This is a genomic window from Priestia sp. YIM B13551 (assembly GCF_042787905.1).
GTDB lineage: Bacteria > Bacillota > Bacilli > Bacillales > Bacillaceae_H > Priestia.
Genome location: NZ_JBHZOX010000001.1, coordinates 1,575,524 through 1,592,838, shown reverse-complemented (window position 1 = coordinate 1,592,838; position 17,315 = coordinate 1,575,524). Strand labels below are relative to the sequence as shown.

The window sequence follows — 17,315 nt, the reverse complement described above, 5'->3', positions numbered from 1 at the left end:
TTTCATCGGATAATAAAGAACATATAGTCAATAATAGTGAAAATAAGGGAGGCTTTTATTCATGAAATTACGTCAGCCAATGCCTGAGTTAACGGGCGCTACAGAATGGTTAAACGGAGAGGTTACAAAAGAGCAGCTAATCGGCGAAAAGCCAACGCTTATTCATTTTTGGTCAGTAAGCTGTCATTTATGTAAAGAAGCAATGCCTCAAGTAAATGAATTTCGCGACCAATACAAAGATCAATTAAACGTAGTAGCAGTTCATATGCCGCGCTCTGAAGATGATTTAGACTTATCAAAAATTAAAGAAGTCGCAGCAGAACATGATATTACGCAGCCAATTTTTGTAGACAGTGAGCATAAATTAACGGATGCATTTGAAAATCAATATGTACCGGCATATTATGTATTTGACAAAACAGGTCAGCTACGCCACTTCCAAGCTGGTGGGAGCGGTATGAAAATGCTTGAAAAGCGCGTGAATCGTGTATTAGGCGAGAACGAATAAATACAGGCAGTTGTAACAGGTGAAAAGCATTCGATGCTTAGTAGAACTTGCATCGAATGTTTTTCTTTTTTGTGTGTAGGAAGTAACTGATAAAGGAAATATAAAAATGTGGATTTTTTCTTGTGAGTTTACACCATACTAACACTAACAACATGATACGAAACTTACTATTGGAGGTAATTTACATATGAAATTAGGTATGATTGGCTTAGGGAAAATGGGAGCAAACTTAGTATTGAATTTACTAGATCATAACCATTCTGTGGTAGCATTCGATGTGAACAACGAAGCCGTACAGAAAGTAGCAGAAAAGGGAGCAGAAGGCGCTTCTTCCATTAAAGAATTAGTGAGCAAATTAGAAAAACCACGCATTGCTTGGGTAATGGTTCCGGCTGGGGAGCTCACAGAAAAAGTAATTTCTGAGCTCCAAGAACTACTTGAAGAAGGAGATATGATTATTGAAGGCGGTAATTCCAAGTATAAAGATTCTGTACGACGTGCTGCAGCTTCTGCTGAAAAAGGAATTCACTACTTTGATGTTGGAACAAGCGGCGGAATGGAAGGTGCCCGAAACGGCGCTTGTATGATGATTGGGGGAGATAAAGAAGCATTTGCTACAATCGAACCTATTTTCCGCGACATCAACGTAGAAAACGGCTATCTCTATTCAGGTGCAGCAGGAAGCGGCCACTTCTTGAAAATGGTTCATAACGGAATTGAGTACGGTATGATGCAAGCAATTGCTGAAGGTTTTGATGTGTTAGAGAAAAGTGAATTTGACTATGACTATGAAGCTGTAGCCCGCGTATGGAATAATGGCTCTGTTATTCGCTCATGGTTAATCGAATTAATGGAACGTGCATTTTCAAAAGATGCAAAACTTGACAGTATTAAAGGAGTTATGCATTCTTCCGGTGAAGGAAAATGGACGGTTGAATCAGCTTTAGATTTACAAGTGCCAACGCCAGTTATTGCTCTATCGTTAATGATGCGCTATCGCTCACTTGAAGACGATACGTTTACAGGTAAAGTAGTTGCCGCTCTTCGCAATGAGTTCGGCGGACATGCAGTAGAAAAACAATAAAAAAAGAGGCTGGGACAAACGTATTTTAGACGAATTGAAAAACGAACCATGGATCAACATGTTTGATTAGTGGTTCGTTTTTTTGTTATGGTGAATAGTTTCGTCTGTTTAGATCTTTCTAGCAGTTGATGGGAGCGCAAGACGAAGGCTCCTGGGGGGAAAGCGAAGTCTTGCACGAAAATCAACTGTGGTATTACAAGCAGTTCAACTAATGTATTCCATTTGTTCGTCTTTAGATTGAATTCATTTAGTTATATCCCAACCTCTTTTTTTATGACTATTTACCTTTTTTTGAAAAAATTATCTAAAAATTATGGTAATTTATTTCGGGAACCGATATATTTAAATATGTGTGCCGCATTTTAGCCAAAGGAAGGACGGGGTATATGGAAACGTTTAAAAAACTAAAAGATTTTTATTTGCCGTACCGAATGTACTTTTTTTATTCTGCTATTTGCTTGTTGTTTGTAACCTCCATCACTGTGATTTACCCTATTGTGCTGCAATATACGATTGATCATATTGTGTTAGGGAAACAATATCAGCTAGTCGATAATGTAGCATTTATTTTTATTGGGCTGATGATTGTCAAAGGAATCTTTACATATATTCAGCAATATTACGGCGACTTATTTGGAATTAAGTCCGTGTATACTCTTCGCAATAAACTTTACCGCAAACTTCAGTATTTACCGTTTTCTTACTATGACAATGCTAAAACAGGGGACTTGATGTCCAGGTTGACAGCTGATGTAGAAGGATTTCGTTTTTTTCTATCTTTTGGCTTCTCAGAATTAATTCGCTTCGTTATTTTACTTACTGCCAGCTTTTCCGTTATGTTCTATTACTCTATTTCACTCACTTTTGTCACAATCTGCCTGCTGCCTTTTTTGGGGGTAGCTGTTTATCGTTTTGATAAACGCGTTCATCCAGCGTTTCGCTTAATTCGCCAATCGTTTGGGGAACTTAATACAAATGTTCAAGAAAATATAAGCGGCATACAAACGGTCAAGTCATTATCAAGAGAAAAATTTCAAACTTCTAAATTTAACGACTCCAACGGAGTTTATAAAAATCGAAACATTGAAACCGCGAATGTGTGGGCAACTTATTTCCCGTTAATGGAGTTTATAGGAAACTTATCTATTGTTGGTCTCCTTGCGTACGGAGGAGCACTTGTTATGAACGGAAGTGTACGTCCGGGAGAGCTTGTTGCTTTCTTTAGCTTAACCTCTTATTTAATGTGGCCTATTATGAATCTAGGGTTTGTTATCAATATGTTTTCACAGTCTAAAGCTTCAGGTGAAAGGCTGCTAGAAATTTTAGAAGAAGAAGAAAAAGTCCATGAGCATGCCGGAAGTTTCTCTATTAATGGAACGGTCGAATTTCAACATGTTAGCTTATCCTATCCAAACGAAGAAAAAAAGTCGCTTGAGAACATATCATTTTCTGCTTCTAAAGGAAAAGTAGTAGGTTTAATCGGAGCAACTGGAGCCGGCAAAACAAGCTTAACACAGCTGCTCACGAGGTTTTACGAACCAACTTCAGGAAAAATCTTAGTTAACCATCGTCCGATTAAAGAGTATCCGCTCCCTGTTCTTCGGAAAGAAATTGGCTTTGTACTTCAAGAAACGTTTTTGTTCTCAAGCAGTATAGGAACCAACATCTCCTATGGCGTGCCGGGTATTTCTAGAGAAGACATTATTGATGCTGCAAAACGAGCGCAGGCGCATGACTTTATTATGGAGCTTCCAGATGGGTATGACACGATGCTGGGAGAGAGAGGCCTGGGGTTATCAGGCGGACAAAAGCAGCGCATTGCGATTGCACGAGCGCTTATCTTAAACCCTAGCATCTTAGTATTAGATGATGCCACGAGTGCTGTTGATATGAAAACAGAAAGAGAAATTCAATTGGCTTTAAAAGAAGTGATGAAGAATCGTACTACGTTTATTATCGCACACCGCCTTTCTTCTTTGCGACATGCCGATGAAATCTTAGTCTTGCATGAAGGTCAAATAAAAGAGAGAGGAAGCCATGAAACGCTCATTCAAAAGCAAGGGATTTATAAAAATATTTATGACATTCAATATGAAAGCAATACGTCAGTGATGAACGTATAACAAGGGAGGAATAGAATGGAAGCCGAAAAAAATAAAGTTGTGCGAGAGCGCTTTTATTATCAAACAGATCAAATCATTGATAAGATGTTTAACTGGAAGCAAATGGCCCGCTTGTTTCGTTATCTTCATCCATATCGAAAAAACTTGCTTCCTTTCTCGTTTCTTATGGTCATTATCACGACGGTCATTAGACTCGCTATTCCTATTTTGATAGGTGTATATACGCTTGATCATGCTGTAAAAGATAAGAATAGCACGCTGCTCATGCAGTTAGTTTTCATAATCTTTAGCTTGTATGTACTATCTTATATTTCGAATATCTTTCGAATTAAATGGATGAACCAACTCGGGCAGCACGTTATATATGATTTAAGAAAACATTTATTTACGCATATTCAAGGGCTGTCGCACCGGTTTTTTGATACGCGTTCAGGAGGCTCTATTCTTGTAAGGATCATGAATGATATTAACTCTCTTCAAGATTTATTTACTAACGGGGTAGTTAACCTGTTTATGGACCTCTTATTGTTAGTTGGGATTGTAGTTATATTATTTTCTCTCAGTCCTGCTTTGACATGTGCTGTTTTAATCATTTTACCGATTATGTTCTTGATTTCCACAAAGCTGAGAAGAAGAATTCGTCGGTCGTGGCAAGTTGTTCGTATGAAGCAGTCAGTATTAAATTCACATTTAAATGAGAGTATTCAAGGCATTCGCGTCACTCAATCATTTGCTCAAGAACAAGAAAATATGCTGTTTTTTGAGCGCATAAACAGTGAAAATTACGAGAGCTGGAGGCAAGCTACTCGAAAAAATGCCATGTTTCGACCGTTTGTAGAACTCACAAATGCTGTCGGAACGGCTATTTTAATTTGGTTCGGTGCTGTACTTATTCAAGATGAACGGCTAACAATTGGTATTTTTGTATCATTTGCTTTTTATCTTGGAATGTTTTGGGAACCGATTTCTCGTTTAGGGCAAGTGTATAATCAATTATTAATGGGAATGGCTTCATCCGAGCGTATTTTTGAATTTCTAGATGAAAAACCTCTCGTCGCAGATTTGGAAACCGCTACGTCTTTAGAGGATATGAAAGGAAAAGTTGAGTTCAAGCACGTCTCATTTTCTTATGATGGGAAGCGGAAAGCTCTAAACAACGTATCAATTGACATAAAAGAAGGCCAGACGGTTGCTTTAGTGGGGCATACTGGATCTGGAAAAACATCCATTGCTAATTTAATCACACGTTTTTATGATGTAAACGAAGGGCAGATTTTAATTGATAATATGCCTATTCAAGATATTACGTTAGCGAGTTTACGAGCGCAAATTAGTATTGTGCTGCAAGAAACCTTTATTTTTTCAGGAACCATTATGGAAAACATTCGGTTTGGAAAACCGGATGCTACTGATGATGAAGTGATTAAGGCCGCAGAAGCGGTAGGGGCTGCAGATTTTATAAAGCGTCTGAAAAAAGGTTATGATACGGAAGTAGAAGAGCGAGGAAACGTCTTATCCGTGGGAGAGCGTCAATTGATTTCATTTGCTCGAACGCTGTTGGCTGATCCTCGTATTATCATTTTAGATGAAGCGACAGCAAGCATCGATACAGAAACAGAAGTGAAGATTCAACAGGCGCTTAAAACGCTGTTAAAAAACAGAACTGCCATCATGATTGCTCATCGGTTATCTACTATACGAGAAGCAGATAACATCATTGTATTAGATCACGGAAGCATTATTGAAACAGGGAATCACGGGGAACTAATGCAGCAAAAAGGCGTATATTATTACCTTGTTCAAACCCATGCTACAGCTTAAAAACAGAGGGAGCTGATCCTTCTGTTTTTCTATGAGTGTGAGAAATAGTAAAGAGATATAAGTGTTAACGGGAAAATGAGGTTGATACAAAAGAATTGTGGTAAAATAACGGTAGTTCAGATTTTTTCCTGTACATAATGGAGGAATTCAAATGAAAAAAGAATTTGCAGTCATCGGATTAGGTAGATTTGGAGGAAGTATTTGTAAAACATTAAGCGATCAAGGAATGGAAGTTCTGGCGATTGATATTGATGAAGAAAAGGTAAATGAGTATGCTAACGTTGCTTCCCATGCAGTAGTAGGCGATTCAATGGATGAAGGGGTTCTAAAAAGTTTAGGAATTCGTAATTTTGATCATGTTATCGTAGCTATTGGTGACAATATTCAGGCAAGTATTTTGACGACCCTTATTTTAAAAGAGCTGGGCGTTGAAAAAATAACGGTAAAAGCGCAAAATGATTATCACGCCAAAGTATTATCAAAAATTGGCGCTAATTTTATCGTGCATCCCGAACGAGATATGGGACGAAGAATTGCTAATAACATGATTTCAAACAGCGTTCTAGATTATTTAGAGCTATCTGAAGAACACAGCATTGTCGAATTAGTAGCGAGCAAAAGAATGGCTGGCAATACGCTGATTGAGTTAGACATTCGTGCAAAATATGGCATTAACATTGTAGCCATTAAGCGTGATCGAGATATCATCGTTTCTCCTCAGGCGTCCGAAACGATTCAAGAAGGGGACGTGTTGATTGTTATTGGAGCAGATGCAGATATTAACCGCTTCGAAAATAAATTTGCCAGTGCTTAATAAAAAAGAGCAGATGCAATTGCATCCGCTCTTTTTCTTTTATTAAACCTCCATAATGATTGGTAAAATCATTGGACGGCGCTTTGTTTTTTCGTAAAGGAATGGAGCCAATGTGTCTGTGATTTCATTTTTAATCTCAGACCATTGTGACGTACGACGTTCCATCACTTTGTTCAAGTGTTTTGTAATGAGGGACTGTGCATCATTAATTAAGTCGCCAGATTCGCGCATATAAACAAAACCACGAGAGATAATGTCTGGACCAGCAGCGATCTTGAAGTCTTTCATATTGATGCTTACAACCACAATAACAAGACCTTCTTCAGATAAAATGCGGCGGTCACGAAGTACGATATTTCCAATGTCACCAATTCCGCTTCCGTCAATATATACAGAGCCTGAAGGGATTTTGCCGGCTACTGAAGCTTCGCTGTCGCTTAAAGCTAGCACCTCTCCATTATCCATAATGAAGCAGTTTTCTTCAGGAACTCCACAGTCTGTTGCAAGTTTGATGTGCATCTTCTGCATGCGATACTCACCGTGAATTGGCATAAAGTATTTTGGTTTCATCAAACGAAGCATTAATTTTTGCTCTTCCTGTCCGCCGTGTCCAGAAGTATGGATATCGTTTAGAGCACCGTGAATAACCTCTGCTCCTGCACGGAATAGCATATCAATTGTTTTGCTAACACTTACTGTATTTCCTGGAATAGGTGAAGATGAGAATACAACCGTATCTCCAGGGATAATTTGAATTTGGCGGTGAGTACCGTTTGCAATTCTAGATAGCGCTGCCATCGGTTCACCTTGGCTGCCTGTACATAAAATAGTCACGCGGTTAGCTGGAATTCGGTTAATTTGAGAAGGCTCAATGAACGTATCTTTTGGACATGAAATATATCCAAGCTGTTGGCCAATCTCAATAGCTGCTTCCATACTGCGTCCGAATACAGCAACTTTACGGTTATGCAATACGGCTGCTTCCACTACTTGCTGTAAGCGGTGAATATTTGAAGCAAACGTTGCAAAAATAATACGGCCGTCTACTTTACGGAAAATGTCATGAATGCTGTCACCTACGCGGCGCTCAGACATCGTAAAGTTAGGAATTTCACTGTTTGTACTGTCTGAAAGCAAGCATAGAACGCCTTCTTTACCGATTTCAGCCATTTTTGTTAAGTTAGCCGGTTCGCCCACTGGTGTAAAATCAAACTTGAAATCTCCTGTATGTACGATTTGTCCGTTTGGTGTTTTTACCACAATTCCGTAAGAATCAGGAATACTGTGAGTTGTGCGGAAGAACGTTACCGATGTTTTACGGAATTTAATTACGTCATCTTCAGTAATTTCATGAAGCTGAGCTGTACGAAGCAACCCATGCTCGTCTAATTTGTTGCGAAGAAGCCCAAGGGCTAATTTCCCTGCATAAATAGGAATGTTTAATTCTCTTAATAAGTAAGGAATTCCGCCGATGTGATCTTCATGACCATGTGTAACGAAAAGGCCACGGATTTTATCTGCATTTTTTACTAAATAACTGTAGTCAGGAATAACGTAGTCAATTCCTAAAAGCTCATCTTCAGGGAATTTAATTCCTGCATCAATAAGAATAATTTCATCTTGAAACTGTACGGCATACGTATTTTTACCGATTTCGCCTAGTCCACCCAGGGCGAAAACTGCCGTTTGATTATTTTTTACAAATTTCATTTTCATCATATCTCCAATACTTTAAAATCTTCATGCTGTTGTTCATATTCTAGATAGTCTCCAGTCACTGCTTGAACAAACTCAATATTAATTGAACGCGCTTTTAACTTTTTACGAACGTCACGCTCAGAATCTGCGTTCACATACACTGTTTTTGTATTTTCACGTACAGCTACTTCACTCATTTTTTCTTGAAAATAAACTTTAAAAATCATAACAAAAATCTCTCCTTAATTCCGAAATTCAAATAACTTATTTTATTATATTATAAAATGTGTATGTATTTCATGTATTTTCTAAAGAAACTTGCTTTCACTACATTTTAGTCATCTAAATATAACAAGTCAATTAATTATAGAATAATATTAATAGGAAACGGATACAAGACTATATTTTCCGGGCGTATAAAAAATAAGGGCTATTCCATTGTACGATGCAGACACACACTCTGCAAATTTTACAACAGAAAGCCCTAAAAAAATCGATTATGCCATCGTTTTTTTACGCAATAATTCATTCCAGCGTTTTAGCAGCCTTTTTCGAAAATCTTTTAACATGATTTTTCAGCTCCTTTGTTTTTTTGCGATACCTGCCTGTCTCTCTCTGTACTTTTATTATATGATGAAAAGGGAGAGGTTTCTCGTGGTTAAATATGGAAAAAATGTAAATTGGACCGTCCATTTATAGAGAAACCAGCGCTTGTTTGATATAATTGGAAAGGCTTAACAAAGAGATAAAAAATTATAAAAAATAAGGTGATAAACGTGGAACGAAAGATTATTTTTTTTGATATTGATGGAACGTTATTGGATCATGATAAAAAACTGCCTGCTTCTACAAAAAAAGCTGTCCGGCTGTTAAAAGAGCAGGGGCATGAAGTGGCAATTGCAACTGGAAGGGCTCCTTTTATGTTTAAAGATCTGCGTGAAGAGTTGGATATTCAAACATATATTAGCTTTAATGGTCAGTACATTGTTTTAAATGGAGAAGTTCTTTACAAAAACCCGTTAAATAAAGAAGAGCTTCAAGATTTAACAGCTTTTGCTGTTGAGCATGATCACCCTGTCGTATACATGGATCATGAAGATATGAAATCAAACATTGAATTTCATGACTATATCGAATCCAGCATCAGCACGCTGAAAATTGGATTTACCCACCCTCACCACGATCCTACTTATTTCAAAGGGCGTGAAATTTATCAATCCCTCTTATTCTGTACAGCGGGAGAAGAAGCTCCTTATGAAGAAAAATTTAAGAAATTTGACTTTATTCGCTGGCATGAATTTTCAACTGATGTTCTGCCAAAAGGTGGATCAAAAGCGCGAGGAATTGAGACAATGATTGAAAAGCTTGGCTTTGACAAAAAAGATGTATATGCATTCGGAGACGGCTTAAACGATATCGAAATGCTGGAATTTGTCGGAAATGGCGTAGCGATGGGAAATGCGGAAGAAGTCGTGAAAGAAGTTGCTAATCTTGTTACAAAAGATGTAGCAGAAGATGGTATTCTCCACGGATTAGAGCTAGTAGGATTATTAAAGTAAGAAAAACGCGAGCTCTAGCTCGCGTTTTTTAGCGTTCATATGGAAAAGCATTTTCAGGTTCTTGAAATGGATTTTCTTTATTAATGTAATCATAAAACATAATGCCGTCTAAATGATCAATTTCGTGCTGAAATACAACTGCAGGAAGACCTTTCAAACGAATTTTCACTTCTTCGCCTTCCAGCGTTGTGCCTTTTACTGTGATACGTGCATATCGAGGAACAAATCCTGGGATATCTTGATCGACAGACAAGCAGCCTTCACCGCCTGTAAGGTATGTCTTTTCAACTGAGTGGCTAATGATCTTAGGGTTAAATAATGCATAGCTGTATAGCTTGCCTTTTTCATCCGTAACGTGTACCCCAATCATTCGTTTTGATACATTAATTTGAGGAGCGGCAAGCCCGATACCAGATCGCAGTCCATATTTAGCAGCAATTTCAGGATCTTGGCTGTTTTTTACATATTCTAATAAGCTATGTAAAATCTTTTTGTCTTCTTCAGAAGCAGGTAACGGTACTTCTTTTGCTACTTCTCGCAGCGTTGGGTGTCCGTCTTGAATAATATCGTTCATTGTAATCAACTTTCACATCTCCCTAGGCTATTTTATAGGTATAAAGTGTACCAAATCCGTATAAAAAAGTCATTACCTCGACCTTGAACACATAAATGTTTCTACTAATTATATGTATCACGCATATGGAAAAACATGTATAAGAAAAAATAAAAGCGACCGTTAGCCGCTTTTATTGTATAATTACCAGCCGCCACAGCTGCAGCCAATAATAACTAATAAAATGAACAGTACGATTAATAAAACAAACCCTTTATTAGAACCGCCGTAGCCATATCCACCGTAACCCAACATAATATAACCTCCCGTAGTTATCAATCCCAAGGTAAAAAGTCATAAACTCCCTTTTTTTCACGATTGGGTTAGTATAATATATTAAAAGGTGGAAAAAGGGTGTAGAGAAATTGCTAATTTCCTACAAAAATTGTATAATGACCCATGAATAAGGGAGGATTTACCAGATATGAAATGCGTCGGAAGATATATAATTATCGGCATTGCTGCTATGTCACTAGCAGGCTGCGCAGAAGGCTCATCGCCTGAACTTGAGGTATATAATGGATTAGAAAAAGTGGTAGCACAAGAAAAACAATTTGCTGATCAGCAAAAACCGTTAGCTGATTTAGAACAGCAAGAAAATGCGATATACGACCAAATTATTGAGCTAGGGATTAAAGATAAAAAGAAAATAAAAAATAAAGCACAAAAAGCGCAGCAGTTATTAGATGAGCGTGAAAGTAAATTACAAAAAGAAGAAAAAAGCATCAGCGCTTCGCAAAAACAATTTGAAGCGACAGAGCCAAAGATCCAAAAACTAGAGGATGGCAAAGCAAAAGAAGAGGCGCTTGAACTATCTTCGTTAATGAAGAAGCGTTATAATGCCTACCAGTCCTTACATGATGCCTATCTTCATTCCATTGAATTAGATCGTCAGCTATATACGCTCTTTGAAAAAGACAATGTGAAATTAGAGAATCTTGAAACACAAATCGCTTCGATCAATGCTACTTATAAAGAAGTTGAAAAGAAAAAAGAAACGTTTAACACATTAACAGCTGACTATAACAAAGCCAAAGAGGATTTTTATAACAAAACGAAGTTAAAGGTGAAAAATAGCGAGGATAAATAAGAAGGCCTGTGAAGTTTACAGGTCTTTTTTTTGGCTGAAAAGGAAGGTTTTCTGAAATAAAGAAAGAGTTTCGACATGATTCAAGTAAAAATTACAAAAGGTTATTGTTTTAAAAAATCGTTTATTTGTGGCAAGATAGGAGATGTGCAGACGTAAAAAAAGAGAAGGTTATTATAAAACATATAATACAGTTTGTATCTGTGTAATAGTACAGCATGTCTTTTTTATGTGTTTTATTTCACAAACTAAAAAAGCGTAATTTCTTGATGTAAATGCATTGACGAACTGTTTTAGTGTATTGTAAACTAGGTAGCGTAGTAAGTGTTGTATTAATCATTTTTGCAAAATAATTAATACAGTTTAACGAAACGTTCGTTTCGCTTAAACTTTCCTTTTACGTAAATGTTTGCACAGAATTCGCTGGGGAATACATAGAAATGTTAAGGATTAGCGAATTCAAAAAGCTACTCGACAAAATATGACTTTTACTTGTCCATTTGGGACATTCTAAAAGCGTGTATGTTTGTTTGATTAGTAAAATGAATTTATACGGCTTAAATGAAAGGAAGAGGTGACTTAGATGGCTGCTAAAACTAAAAAGGCTATTATTGATGTATCAAAGCAACTTGATAAAATCGCTGAGCAGTACCAAACGTTCCAAATTCTTAATGAAGAGGGCGAAGTAGTAAATAAATCAGCGTTGCCAGATTTATCTGACGAAAAATTAAAAGAGTTAATGACTCGCATGGTATACACTCGTATTCTTGATCAACGTTCAATTTCATTGAACCGTCAAGGTCGTTTAGGTTTCTATGCACCAACTGCTGGGCAAGAAGCTTCTCAAATCGCTTCACATTTCGCATTAGAAAAAGAAGACTTCATTTTACCTGGGTACCGTGATGTGCCTCAGTTAATTTGGCATGGTCTTCCACTATATCAAGCGTTCTTATTCTCTCGTGGTCATTTCCACGGTAACCAAGCGCCAGAAGGTGTAGATATACTTTCTCCACAAATCATCATCGGTGCACAAATCGTGCAAACTGCTGGTGTGGCACTAGGTCTTAAAAAGCGCGGTAAAAAAGCAGTAGCGATCACTTATACAGGTGACGGCGGAGCTTCACAAGGTGACTTCTACGAAGGTATGAACTTCGCAGGTGCATTCAAAGCTCCAGCAATCTTTGTTGTACAAAACAACCGCTTTGCAATTTCAACACCAGTTGAAAAGCAATCTGCAGCACGTACAATCGCTCAAAAAGCAGCGGCTGTTGGTATCCCAGGCGTTCAAGTAGACGGTATGGATGCACTAGCAGTATACGTTGCAGTAAGCGAAGCTCGTGAGCGTGCAGTAAACGGTGAAGGTCCAACTTTAATTGAAACATTAACTTACCGTTATGGTCCACATACAATGGCTGGTGACGATCCAACTCGTTATCGTACAGCTGAGCTTGACACTGAGTGGGAAAAGAAAGATCCACTTGTTCGCTTCCGTAAATTCTTAGAAGCTAAAGGCATCTGGAATGAAGAAGAGGAAAACAAAGTAATCGAGCAAGCTAAAGAAGATATCAAACAAGCTATTAAGAAGGCTGACGATTATCCAAAACAAAAAGTTACAGATTTAATGGAAATCATGTACGAAACTATGCCTTCAAACTTACAAGAGCAATATGAAATCTACAAAGAGAAGGAGTCGAAGTAAGCCATGGCGCAAATGACAATGATTCAAGCGATTACTGATGCGTTACGCACAGAAATGAAAAACGACGAAAACGTATTAGTTTTTGGTGAAGACGTTGGCGTAAACGGTGGAGTATTCCGTGCGACTGAAGGTCTTCAACAAGAATTCGGCGAAGATCGCGTATTCGATACGCCATTAGCTGAATCTGGTATCGGTGGTCTTGCTGTGGGTCTATCGACTCAAGGTTTCCGTCCGGTTCCTGAAATTCAATTCTTTGGTTTCGTATACGAAGTACTTGATTCTGTATCAGGTCAAGCTGCACGTATGCGCTACCGTTCTGGCGGTCGCTGGAATGCACCAATCACATTCCGTTCACCATTTGGTGGAGGCGTTCATACCCCAGAACTTCACGCTGATAGCTTAGAAGGTATCGTAGCATCTCAACCTGGTTTAAAAGTTGTAATTCCTTCAACTCCATACGATGCAAAAGGTCTTTTAATTTCATCAATTCGTGATAACGATCCGGTTGTATACTTAGAGCACATGAAGCTTTACCGTTCATTCCGTCAAGAAGTACCTGAAGAATCATACACAATTGATTTAGGTACAGCTGATGTGAAACGTGAAGGTACAGACGTAACGCTTATCGCTTACGGTGCAATGGTACACTCATCATTAAAAGCAGCTGAAGAACTAGAAAAAGAAGGTATCTCTGCTGAAGTAGTGGACTTACGTACAGTTCAACCTTTAGATATCGATACAATTCTTGCATCAGTTGAAAAAACTGGTCGCGTAGTAGTAGTTCAAGAAGCTCAAAAACAAGCTGGTATCGCAGCTAACGTTGTAGCTGAAATTAACGATCGTGCAATCTTAAGCTTAGAAGCACCAGTATTACGTGTAACAGCACCGGATACTGTGTTCCCATTCTCTCAAGCTGAGGGCGTATGGTTACCAGACCACAAAGATATCGTTGAAACAGCTAAGAAAGTACTTGAATTTTAATTAGCATTTTACTGTGATAGAAATCAGCTTTGTGCTGATTTCTGTCTTAGATAAAATAAACACTAACAAATTGAACGCAACTAACTAGGAGGGTGAAGACACGTGGCATTTGAATTTAAACTGCCGGATATCGGTGAAGGTATCCACGAAGGTGAAATTGTAAAATGGTTCGTAAAAGCTGGAGATGAAATTGATGAGGATGATGTACTAGCAGAAGTACAAAATGACAAAGCTGTTGTTGAAATCCCATCTCCTGTAAAAGGTAAAGTATTAGAAGTAAAAGTTGACGAAGGTACAGTAGCTACTGTAGGACAAGTTATCGTTACTTTTGATGCTCCTGGATACGAAGACTTAAAATTCAAAGGTGACGATCATGATGATGCACCAGCAGAAGAAGCTAAAGAAGAAGCTTCAACTGAAGAAGTGACTGAAGAAGCAACAGCTCCTGCAGCACAAGCTGATGTTGATCCTAACCGTAAAGTAATTGCTATGCCTTCAGTGCGCAAATATGCTCGTGAAAAAGGTGTAGACATTAAAGCTGTTCCTGGTTCAGGTAAAAACGGACGTATTGTTAAAGATGACATCGATAGCTTCCTATCTGGTGGTTCTACAGCTACAGCAACTGCTGAAGCTCCAGCTAAAGAGGAAACTGCTTCAGCTGAACCAAAAGCAGCAGCAGCACAAGCTATTCCTGAAGGCGACTTACCAGAAACTCGCGAGAAAATGAGCGGTATCCGTCGTGCAATCGCAAAAGCTATGGTTAACTCTAAACACACTGCTCCACACGTAACATTAATGGATGAAATCGATGTAACAGCTCTTGTTGCTCATCGTAAAAAATTCAAAACAGTTGCAGCAGATCAAGGTATTAAATTAACATTCTTACCTTACGTGGTAAAAGCGTTAACTTCAGCACTTAAGAAGTTCCCAGCTCTTAACACTTCAATCGATGACTCTACAGATGAAGTAATTCAAAAACATTACTACAACATCGGTATCGCTGCTGACACTGAAAAAGGTCTTTTAGTACCAGTTGTGAAAAATGCTGACCGTAAATCTGTGTTCGAAATTTCTGATCAAATTAACGACCTTGCTGGAAAAGCACGTGATGGTAAATTAGCTCCTGCTGAAATGAAAGGCGCTTCTTGTACAATCACAAATATCGGTTCTGCTGGTGGACAATGGTTTACTCCTGTTATCAACCACCCAGAAGTTGCAATTCTAGGTATCGGACGTATCGCTGAAAAACCAGTTGTACGCGACGGTGAAATTGTAATTGCTCCAGTATTAGCATTATCACTAAGCTTTGACCACCGTATTATCGATGGCGCAACAGCTCAAAACGCTCTTAACCAAATCAAGCGTTTATTAAATGATCCAGAATTATTATTAATGGAGGCGTAATAAATGGTAGTAGGAGATTTCCCAATCGAAACTGATACTCTTGTCATTGGTGCTGGCCCTGGTGGCTACGTTGCAGCAATTCGTGCAGCTCAATTAGGTCAAAAAGTTACAATCGTAGAAAAAGGTAACCTTGGAGGCGTATGCTTAAACGTTGGTTGTATTCCTTCAAAAGCATTAATCGCTGCAGGTCACCGTTTTGAACACGCTAAACATTCTGAAGACATGGGGATTATCGCTGAGAATGTAACAGTTGATTTCTCTAAAGTTCAAGAATTCAAAAACAGCGTTGTAAATAAACTTACTGGCGGTGTTGAAGGCCTTCTTAAAGGTAACAAAGTTGACATCGTAAAAGGTGAAGCTTACTTCGTTGACAGCGAAACTGTACGTGTAATGGATGAAAATTCTGCACAAACGTACAAATTCAAAAATGCTATCCTTGCAACTGGTTCTCGCCCAATCGAGATCCCTGGATTCAAATTCTCTGAGCGCGTAATCAACTCTACAGGTGCATTAGCGCTTAAAGAAGTTCCTAAAAAATTAGTTGTAATCGGCGGAGGTTACATCGGTACTGAGCTTGGTACTGCTTTTGCTAACTTCGGTACAGAAGTTACATTTGTAGAAGCTGCTGATGAAATCTTAGCTGGTTTTGAAAAACAAATGAGTTCACTTGTTAAACGTAACCTTAAGAAAAAAGGAAACGTTGAAATCTATACAAAAGCAATGGCTAAAGGTGTTGAAGAAACTGCTAACGGCGTACAAGTTACGTTTGAAGTAGGCGGAGAGTCAAAAGTAATCGATGCTGACTACGTATTAGTTACTGTAGGTCGTCGTCCTAACACTGATGAGCTTGGTCTTGAGCAAGTTGGCGTTAAAATGACTGACCGTGGTCTTATCGAAATCGATAACCAAACTCGTACATCTGTAAGCAACATCTTTGCAATTGGTGATATCGTAACTGGACCTCCACTTGCACACAAAGCTTCTTACGAAGGTAAAATCGCAGCTGAAGTAATCGCTGGCGAACCTGCTGAGATTGACTACTTAGGAATTCCAGCAGTTGTATTCTCTGAGCCTGAGCTTGCATCTGTAGGTTATACTGAAGCACAAGCGAAAGAAGAAGGATTAGCTGTTAAAGCTTCTAAATTCCCATTTGCTGCTAACGGACGTGCGCTTGCACTTAACGCTGCAGAAGGCTTCTTGAAGCTTATCACTCGTAAAGAAGACGGAGTAGTTGTTGGTGCTCAAATCGCTGGACCTAGCGCATCTGACATGATTGCTGAGCTTGGTCTTGCTATCGAAGCTGGCGTAACAGCTGAAGATATCGCATTGACAATTCACGCTCACCCAACATTAGGTGAAATCACAATGGAAGCTGCTGAAGTAGCTATTGGAAGCCCAATTCACATTGTAAAATAATGTTTTTAAAAAGCTGATGCGTATGCATCGGCTTTTTTTTTTTGAAGAAAACGGTTTTCATAAAGTATCAGATGCTTGTCAGACAGTTTTTGTTGCTGATGAGTATACTCTTTTAGAGGAAACGTATAAAAAGCGCTGAGGAAGTCTTAAATGAGCTCTAGATGCATACATATGAAGTGGGACGTGCTTTCCTTATAGGTAGATAAAAAATTGCTCTTTTGGATAACGAATGAAAAGGCGGCGAAGGAGCTATGAAGACGTATTTCGTTTGGAGCTTACACATTGTTATTTGGATGGGTTATTCACTGGTTGAATTGGTATCAAAACGTGATCAGTTGACATCTAAAATTATTTTATTTTTAGTATTTGCTTATTTAGCTTACGGCATAGCAGAAATGAACGTCAAATCTAAAAGACTGGCGCTTATGATGACGGGTACAACTTCAGCTGTCTGCTTGACATGTTATCAACTAATTTTATTTTGCACGGCGTAAGATTGCATAAAAAA

At 38.4% G+C, this 17,315-nt stretch carries 16 protein-coding genes; 12 read left to right on the top strand and 4 right to left on the bottom strand.

Annotation, left to right across the window (positions count from 1 at the left end; translation table 11 throughout):
* The first annotated feature begins 61 nt into the window (after positions 1 to 61).
* The 5 genes from ACFX4N_RS08090 (at position 62) to ACFX4N_RS08070 (ending at position 6,350) form a co-directional block, all read left to right on the top strand.
* Positions 62 to 508 carry a redoxin domain-containing protein gene (locus ACFX4N_RS08090; RefSeq protein ID WP_013056043.1) on the top strand — a complete coding sequence of 149 codons (447 nt, stop codon included), beginning with the start codon at positions 62 to 64 and terminating at the stop codon, positions 506 to 508.
* A 187-nt stretch (positions 509 to 695) separates the two neighbouring features.
* Positions 696 to 1,592 (top strand): phosphogluconate dehydrogenase (NAD(+)-dependent, decarboxylating), encoded by an 897-nt coding sequence (gene gnd, locus ACFX4N_RS08085; protein WP_013056044.1) that lies wholly within the window; start codon positions 696 to 698, stop codon positions 1,590 to 1,592.
* A 386-nt stretch (positions 1,593 to 1,978) separates the two neighbouring features.
* A complete protein-coding gene (locus ACFX4N_RS08080) occupies positions 1,979 to 3,715 on the top strand; it encodes an ABC transporter ATP-binding protein (protein WP_057274566.1) in 1,737 nt (578 codons plus the stop codon).
* Positions 3,716 to 3,730: 15 nt separating this feature from the next.
* Positions 3,731 to 5,536 carry an ABC transporter ATP-binding protein gene (locus ACFX4N_RS08075; protein ID WP_029325113.1) on the top strand — a complete coding sequence of 602 codons (1,806 nt, stop codon included), beginning with the start codon at positions 3,731 to 3,733 and terminating at the stop codon, positions 5,534 to 5,536.
* Positions 5,537 to 5,687: 151 nt separating this feature from the next.
* Positions 5,688 to 6,350, top strand: coding sequence for a potassium channel family protein (locus tag ACFX4N_RS08070; protein ID WP_013056047.1), 663 nt, complete (start codon positions 5,688 to 5,690; stop codon positions 6,348 to 6,350).
* Between the two features lie 42 nt (positions 6,351 to 6,392).
* On the opposite strand, the gene rnjA is transcribed toward ACFX4N_RS08070, so the two are convergent.
* Entirely contained in the window at positions 6,393 to 8,060 is a 1,668-nt protein-coding gene (rnjA, locus tag ACFX4N_RS08065; RefSeq protein WP_013056048.1) for a ribonuclease J1, read from the bottom strand.
* A gap of 5 nt (positions 8,061 to 8,065) precedes the next feature.
* On the bottom strand, positions 8,066 to 8,275 hold the full coding sequence (locus tag ACFX4N_RS08060; protein WP_013056049.1) for a DNA-dependent RNA polymerase subunit epsilon: 210 nt from the start codon (positions 8,273 to 8,275) through the stop codon (positions 8,066 to 8,068).
* A gap of 549 nt (positions 8,276 to 8,824) precedes the next feature.
* On the opposite strand from ACFX4N_RS08060, the gene ACFX4N_RS08055 reads away from it, so the two are divergent.
* On the top strand, positions 8,825 to 9,607 hold the full coding sequence (locus ACFX4N_RS08055) for a Cof-type HAD-IIB family hydrolase (protein WP_013056050.1): 783 nt from the start codon (positions 8,825 to 8,827) through the stop codon (positions 9,605 to 9,607).
* A gap of 28 nt (positions 9,608 to 9,635) precedes the next feature.
* On the opposite strand, the gene def is transcribed toward ACFX4N_RS08055, so the two are convergent.
* Both def and ACFX4N_RS08045 read right to left on the bottom strand, forming a co-directional pair.
* Complete coding sequence (gene def / locus ACFX4N_RS08050; RefSeq protein ID WP_013056051.1) at positions 9,636 to 10,190, bottom strand: peptide deformylase; 555 nt, start codon at positions 10,188 to 10,190, stop codon at positions 9,636 to 9,638.
* Positions 10,191 to 10,364: 174 nt separating this feature from the next.
* A complete protein-coding gene (locus ACFX4N_RS08045) occupies positions 10,365 to 10,475 on the bottom strand; it encodes a YjcZ family sporulation protein (RefSeq protein WP_078081608.1) in 111 nt (36 codons plus the stop codon).
* 169 nt (positions 10,476 to 10,644) lie between these two features.
* On the opposite strand from ACFX4N_RS08045, the gene ACFX4N_RS08040 reads away from it, so the two are divergent.
* The 6 genes from ACFX4N_RS08040 to ACFX4N_RS08015 all read left to right on the top strand — a co-directional run bounded on the left by ACFX4N_RS08040 (position 10,645) and on the right by ACFX4N_RS08015 (position 17,301).
* Complete coding sequence (locus ACFX4N_RS08040; protein WP_013056053.1) at positions 10,645 to 11,310, top strand: YkyA family protein; 666 nt, start codon at positions 10,645 to 10,647, stop codon at positions 11,308 to 11,310.
* A 580-nt stretch (positions 11,311 to 11,890) separates the two neighbouring features.
* Positions 11,891 to 13,006, top strand: a complete 1,116-nt coding sequence (pdhA, locus tag ACFX4N_RS08035) for a pyruvate dehydrogenase (acetyl-transferring) E1 component subunit alpha (protein WP_013082293.1) — start codon at positions 11,891 to 11,893, stop codon at positions 13,004 to 13,006.
* Between the two features lie 3 nt (positions 13,007 to 13,009).
* Positions 13,010 to 13,987 (top strand): alpha-ketoacid dehydrogenase subunit beta, encoded by a 978-nt coding sequence (locus ACFX4N_RS08030; RefSeq protein WP_013056055.1) that lies wholly within the window; start codon positions 13,010 to 13,012, stop codon positions 13,985 to 13,987.
* A gap of 102 nt (positions 13,988 to 14,089) precedes the next feature.
* On the top strand, positions 14,090 to 15,391 hold the full coding sequence (locus tag ACFX4N_RS08025) for a dihydrolipoamide acetyltransferase family protein (protein WP_028407941.1): 1,302 nt from the start codon (positions 14,090 to 14,092) through the stop codon (positions 15,389 to 15,391).
* A gap of 3 nt (positions 15,392 to 15,394) precedes the next feature.
* Positions 15,395 to 16,807 (top strand): dihydrolipoyl dehydrogenase, encoded by a 1,413-nt coding sequence (gene lpdA / locus ACFX4N_RS08020; RefSeq protein ID WP_057274567.1) that lies wholly within the window; start codon positions 15,395 to 15,397, stop codon positions 16,805 to 16,807.
* Between the two features lie 251 nt (positions 16,808 to 17,058).
* Positions 17,059 to 17,301 carry a hypothetical protein gene (locus ACFX4N_RS08015; protein ID WP_192100612.1) on the top strand — a complete coding sequence of 81 codons (243 nt, stop codon included), beginning with the start codon at positions 17,059 to 17,061 and terminating at the stop codon, positions 17,299 to 17,301.
* Positions 17,302 to 17,315: the final 14 nt, after the last annotated feature.

Excerpts from the sequence above, each read along its gene's own strand:
- ACFX4N_RS08090 (WP_013056043.1), top strand. The coding sequence starts at position 62 with ATGAAATTACGTCAGCCAATGCCTGAGTTAACGGGCGCTACAGAATGG.
- gnd (WP_013056044.1), top strand. The coding sequence starts at position 696 with ATGAAATTAGGTATGATTGGCTTAGGGAAAATGGGAGCAAACTTAGTA.
- ACFX4N_RS08080 (WP_057274566.1), top strand. The coding sequence starts at position 1,979 with ATGGAAACGTTTAAAAAACTAAAAGATTTTTATTTGCCGTACCGAATG.
- ACFX4N_RS08075 (WP_029325113.1), top strand. The coding sequence starts at position 3,731 with ATGGAAGCCGAAAAAAATAAAGTTGTGCGAGAGCGCTTTTATTATCAA.
- ACFX4N_RS08070 (WP_013056047.1), top strand. The coding sequence starts at position 5,688 with ATGAAAAAAGAATTTGCAGTCATCGGATTAGGTAGATTTGGAGGAAGT.
- rnjA (WP_013056048.1), bottom strand. The coding sequence starts at position 8,060 with ATGAAATTTGTAAAAAATAATCAAACGGCAGTTTTCGCCCTGGGTGGA.
- ACFX4N_RS08060 (WP_013056049.1), bottom strand. The coding sequence starts at position 8,275 with ATGATTTTTAAAGTTTATTTTCAAGAAAAAATGAGTGAAGTAGCTGTA.
- ACFX4N_RS08045 (WP_078081608.1), bottom strand. The coding sequence starts at position 10,475 with ATGTTGGGTTACGGTGGATATGGCTACGGCGGTTCTAATAAAGGGTTT.
- ACFX4N_RS08040 (WP_013056053.1), top strand. The coding sequence starts at position 10,645 with ATGAAATGCGTCGGAAGATATATAATTATCGGCATTGCTGCTATGTCA.
- pdhA (WP_013082293.1), top strand. The coding sequence starts at position 11,891 with ATGGCTGCTAAAACTAAAAAGGCTATTATTGATGTATCAAAGCAACTT.
- ACFX4N_RS08030 (WP_013056055.1), top strand. The coding sequence starts at position 13,010 with ATGGCGCAAATGACAATGATTCAAGCGATTACTGATGCGTTACGCACA.
- lpdA (WP_057274567.1), top strand. The coding sequence starts at position 15,395 with ATGGTAGTAGGAGATTTCCCAATCGAAACTGATACTCTTGTCATTGGT.
- ACFX4N_RS08015 (WP_192100612.1), top strand. The coding sequence starts at position 17,059 with ATGAAGACGTATTTCGTTTGGAGCTTACACATTGTTATTTGGATGGGT.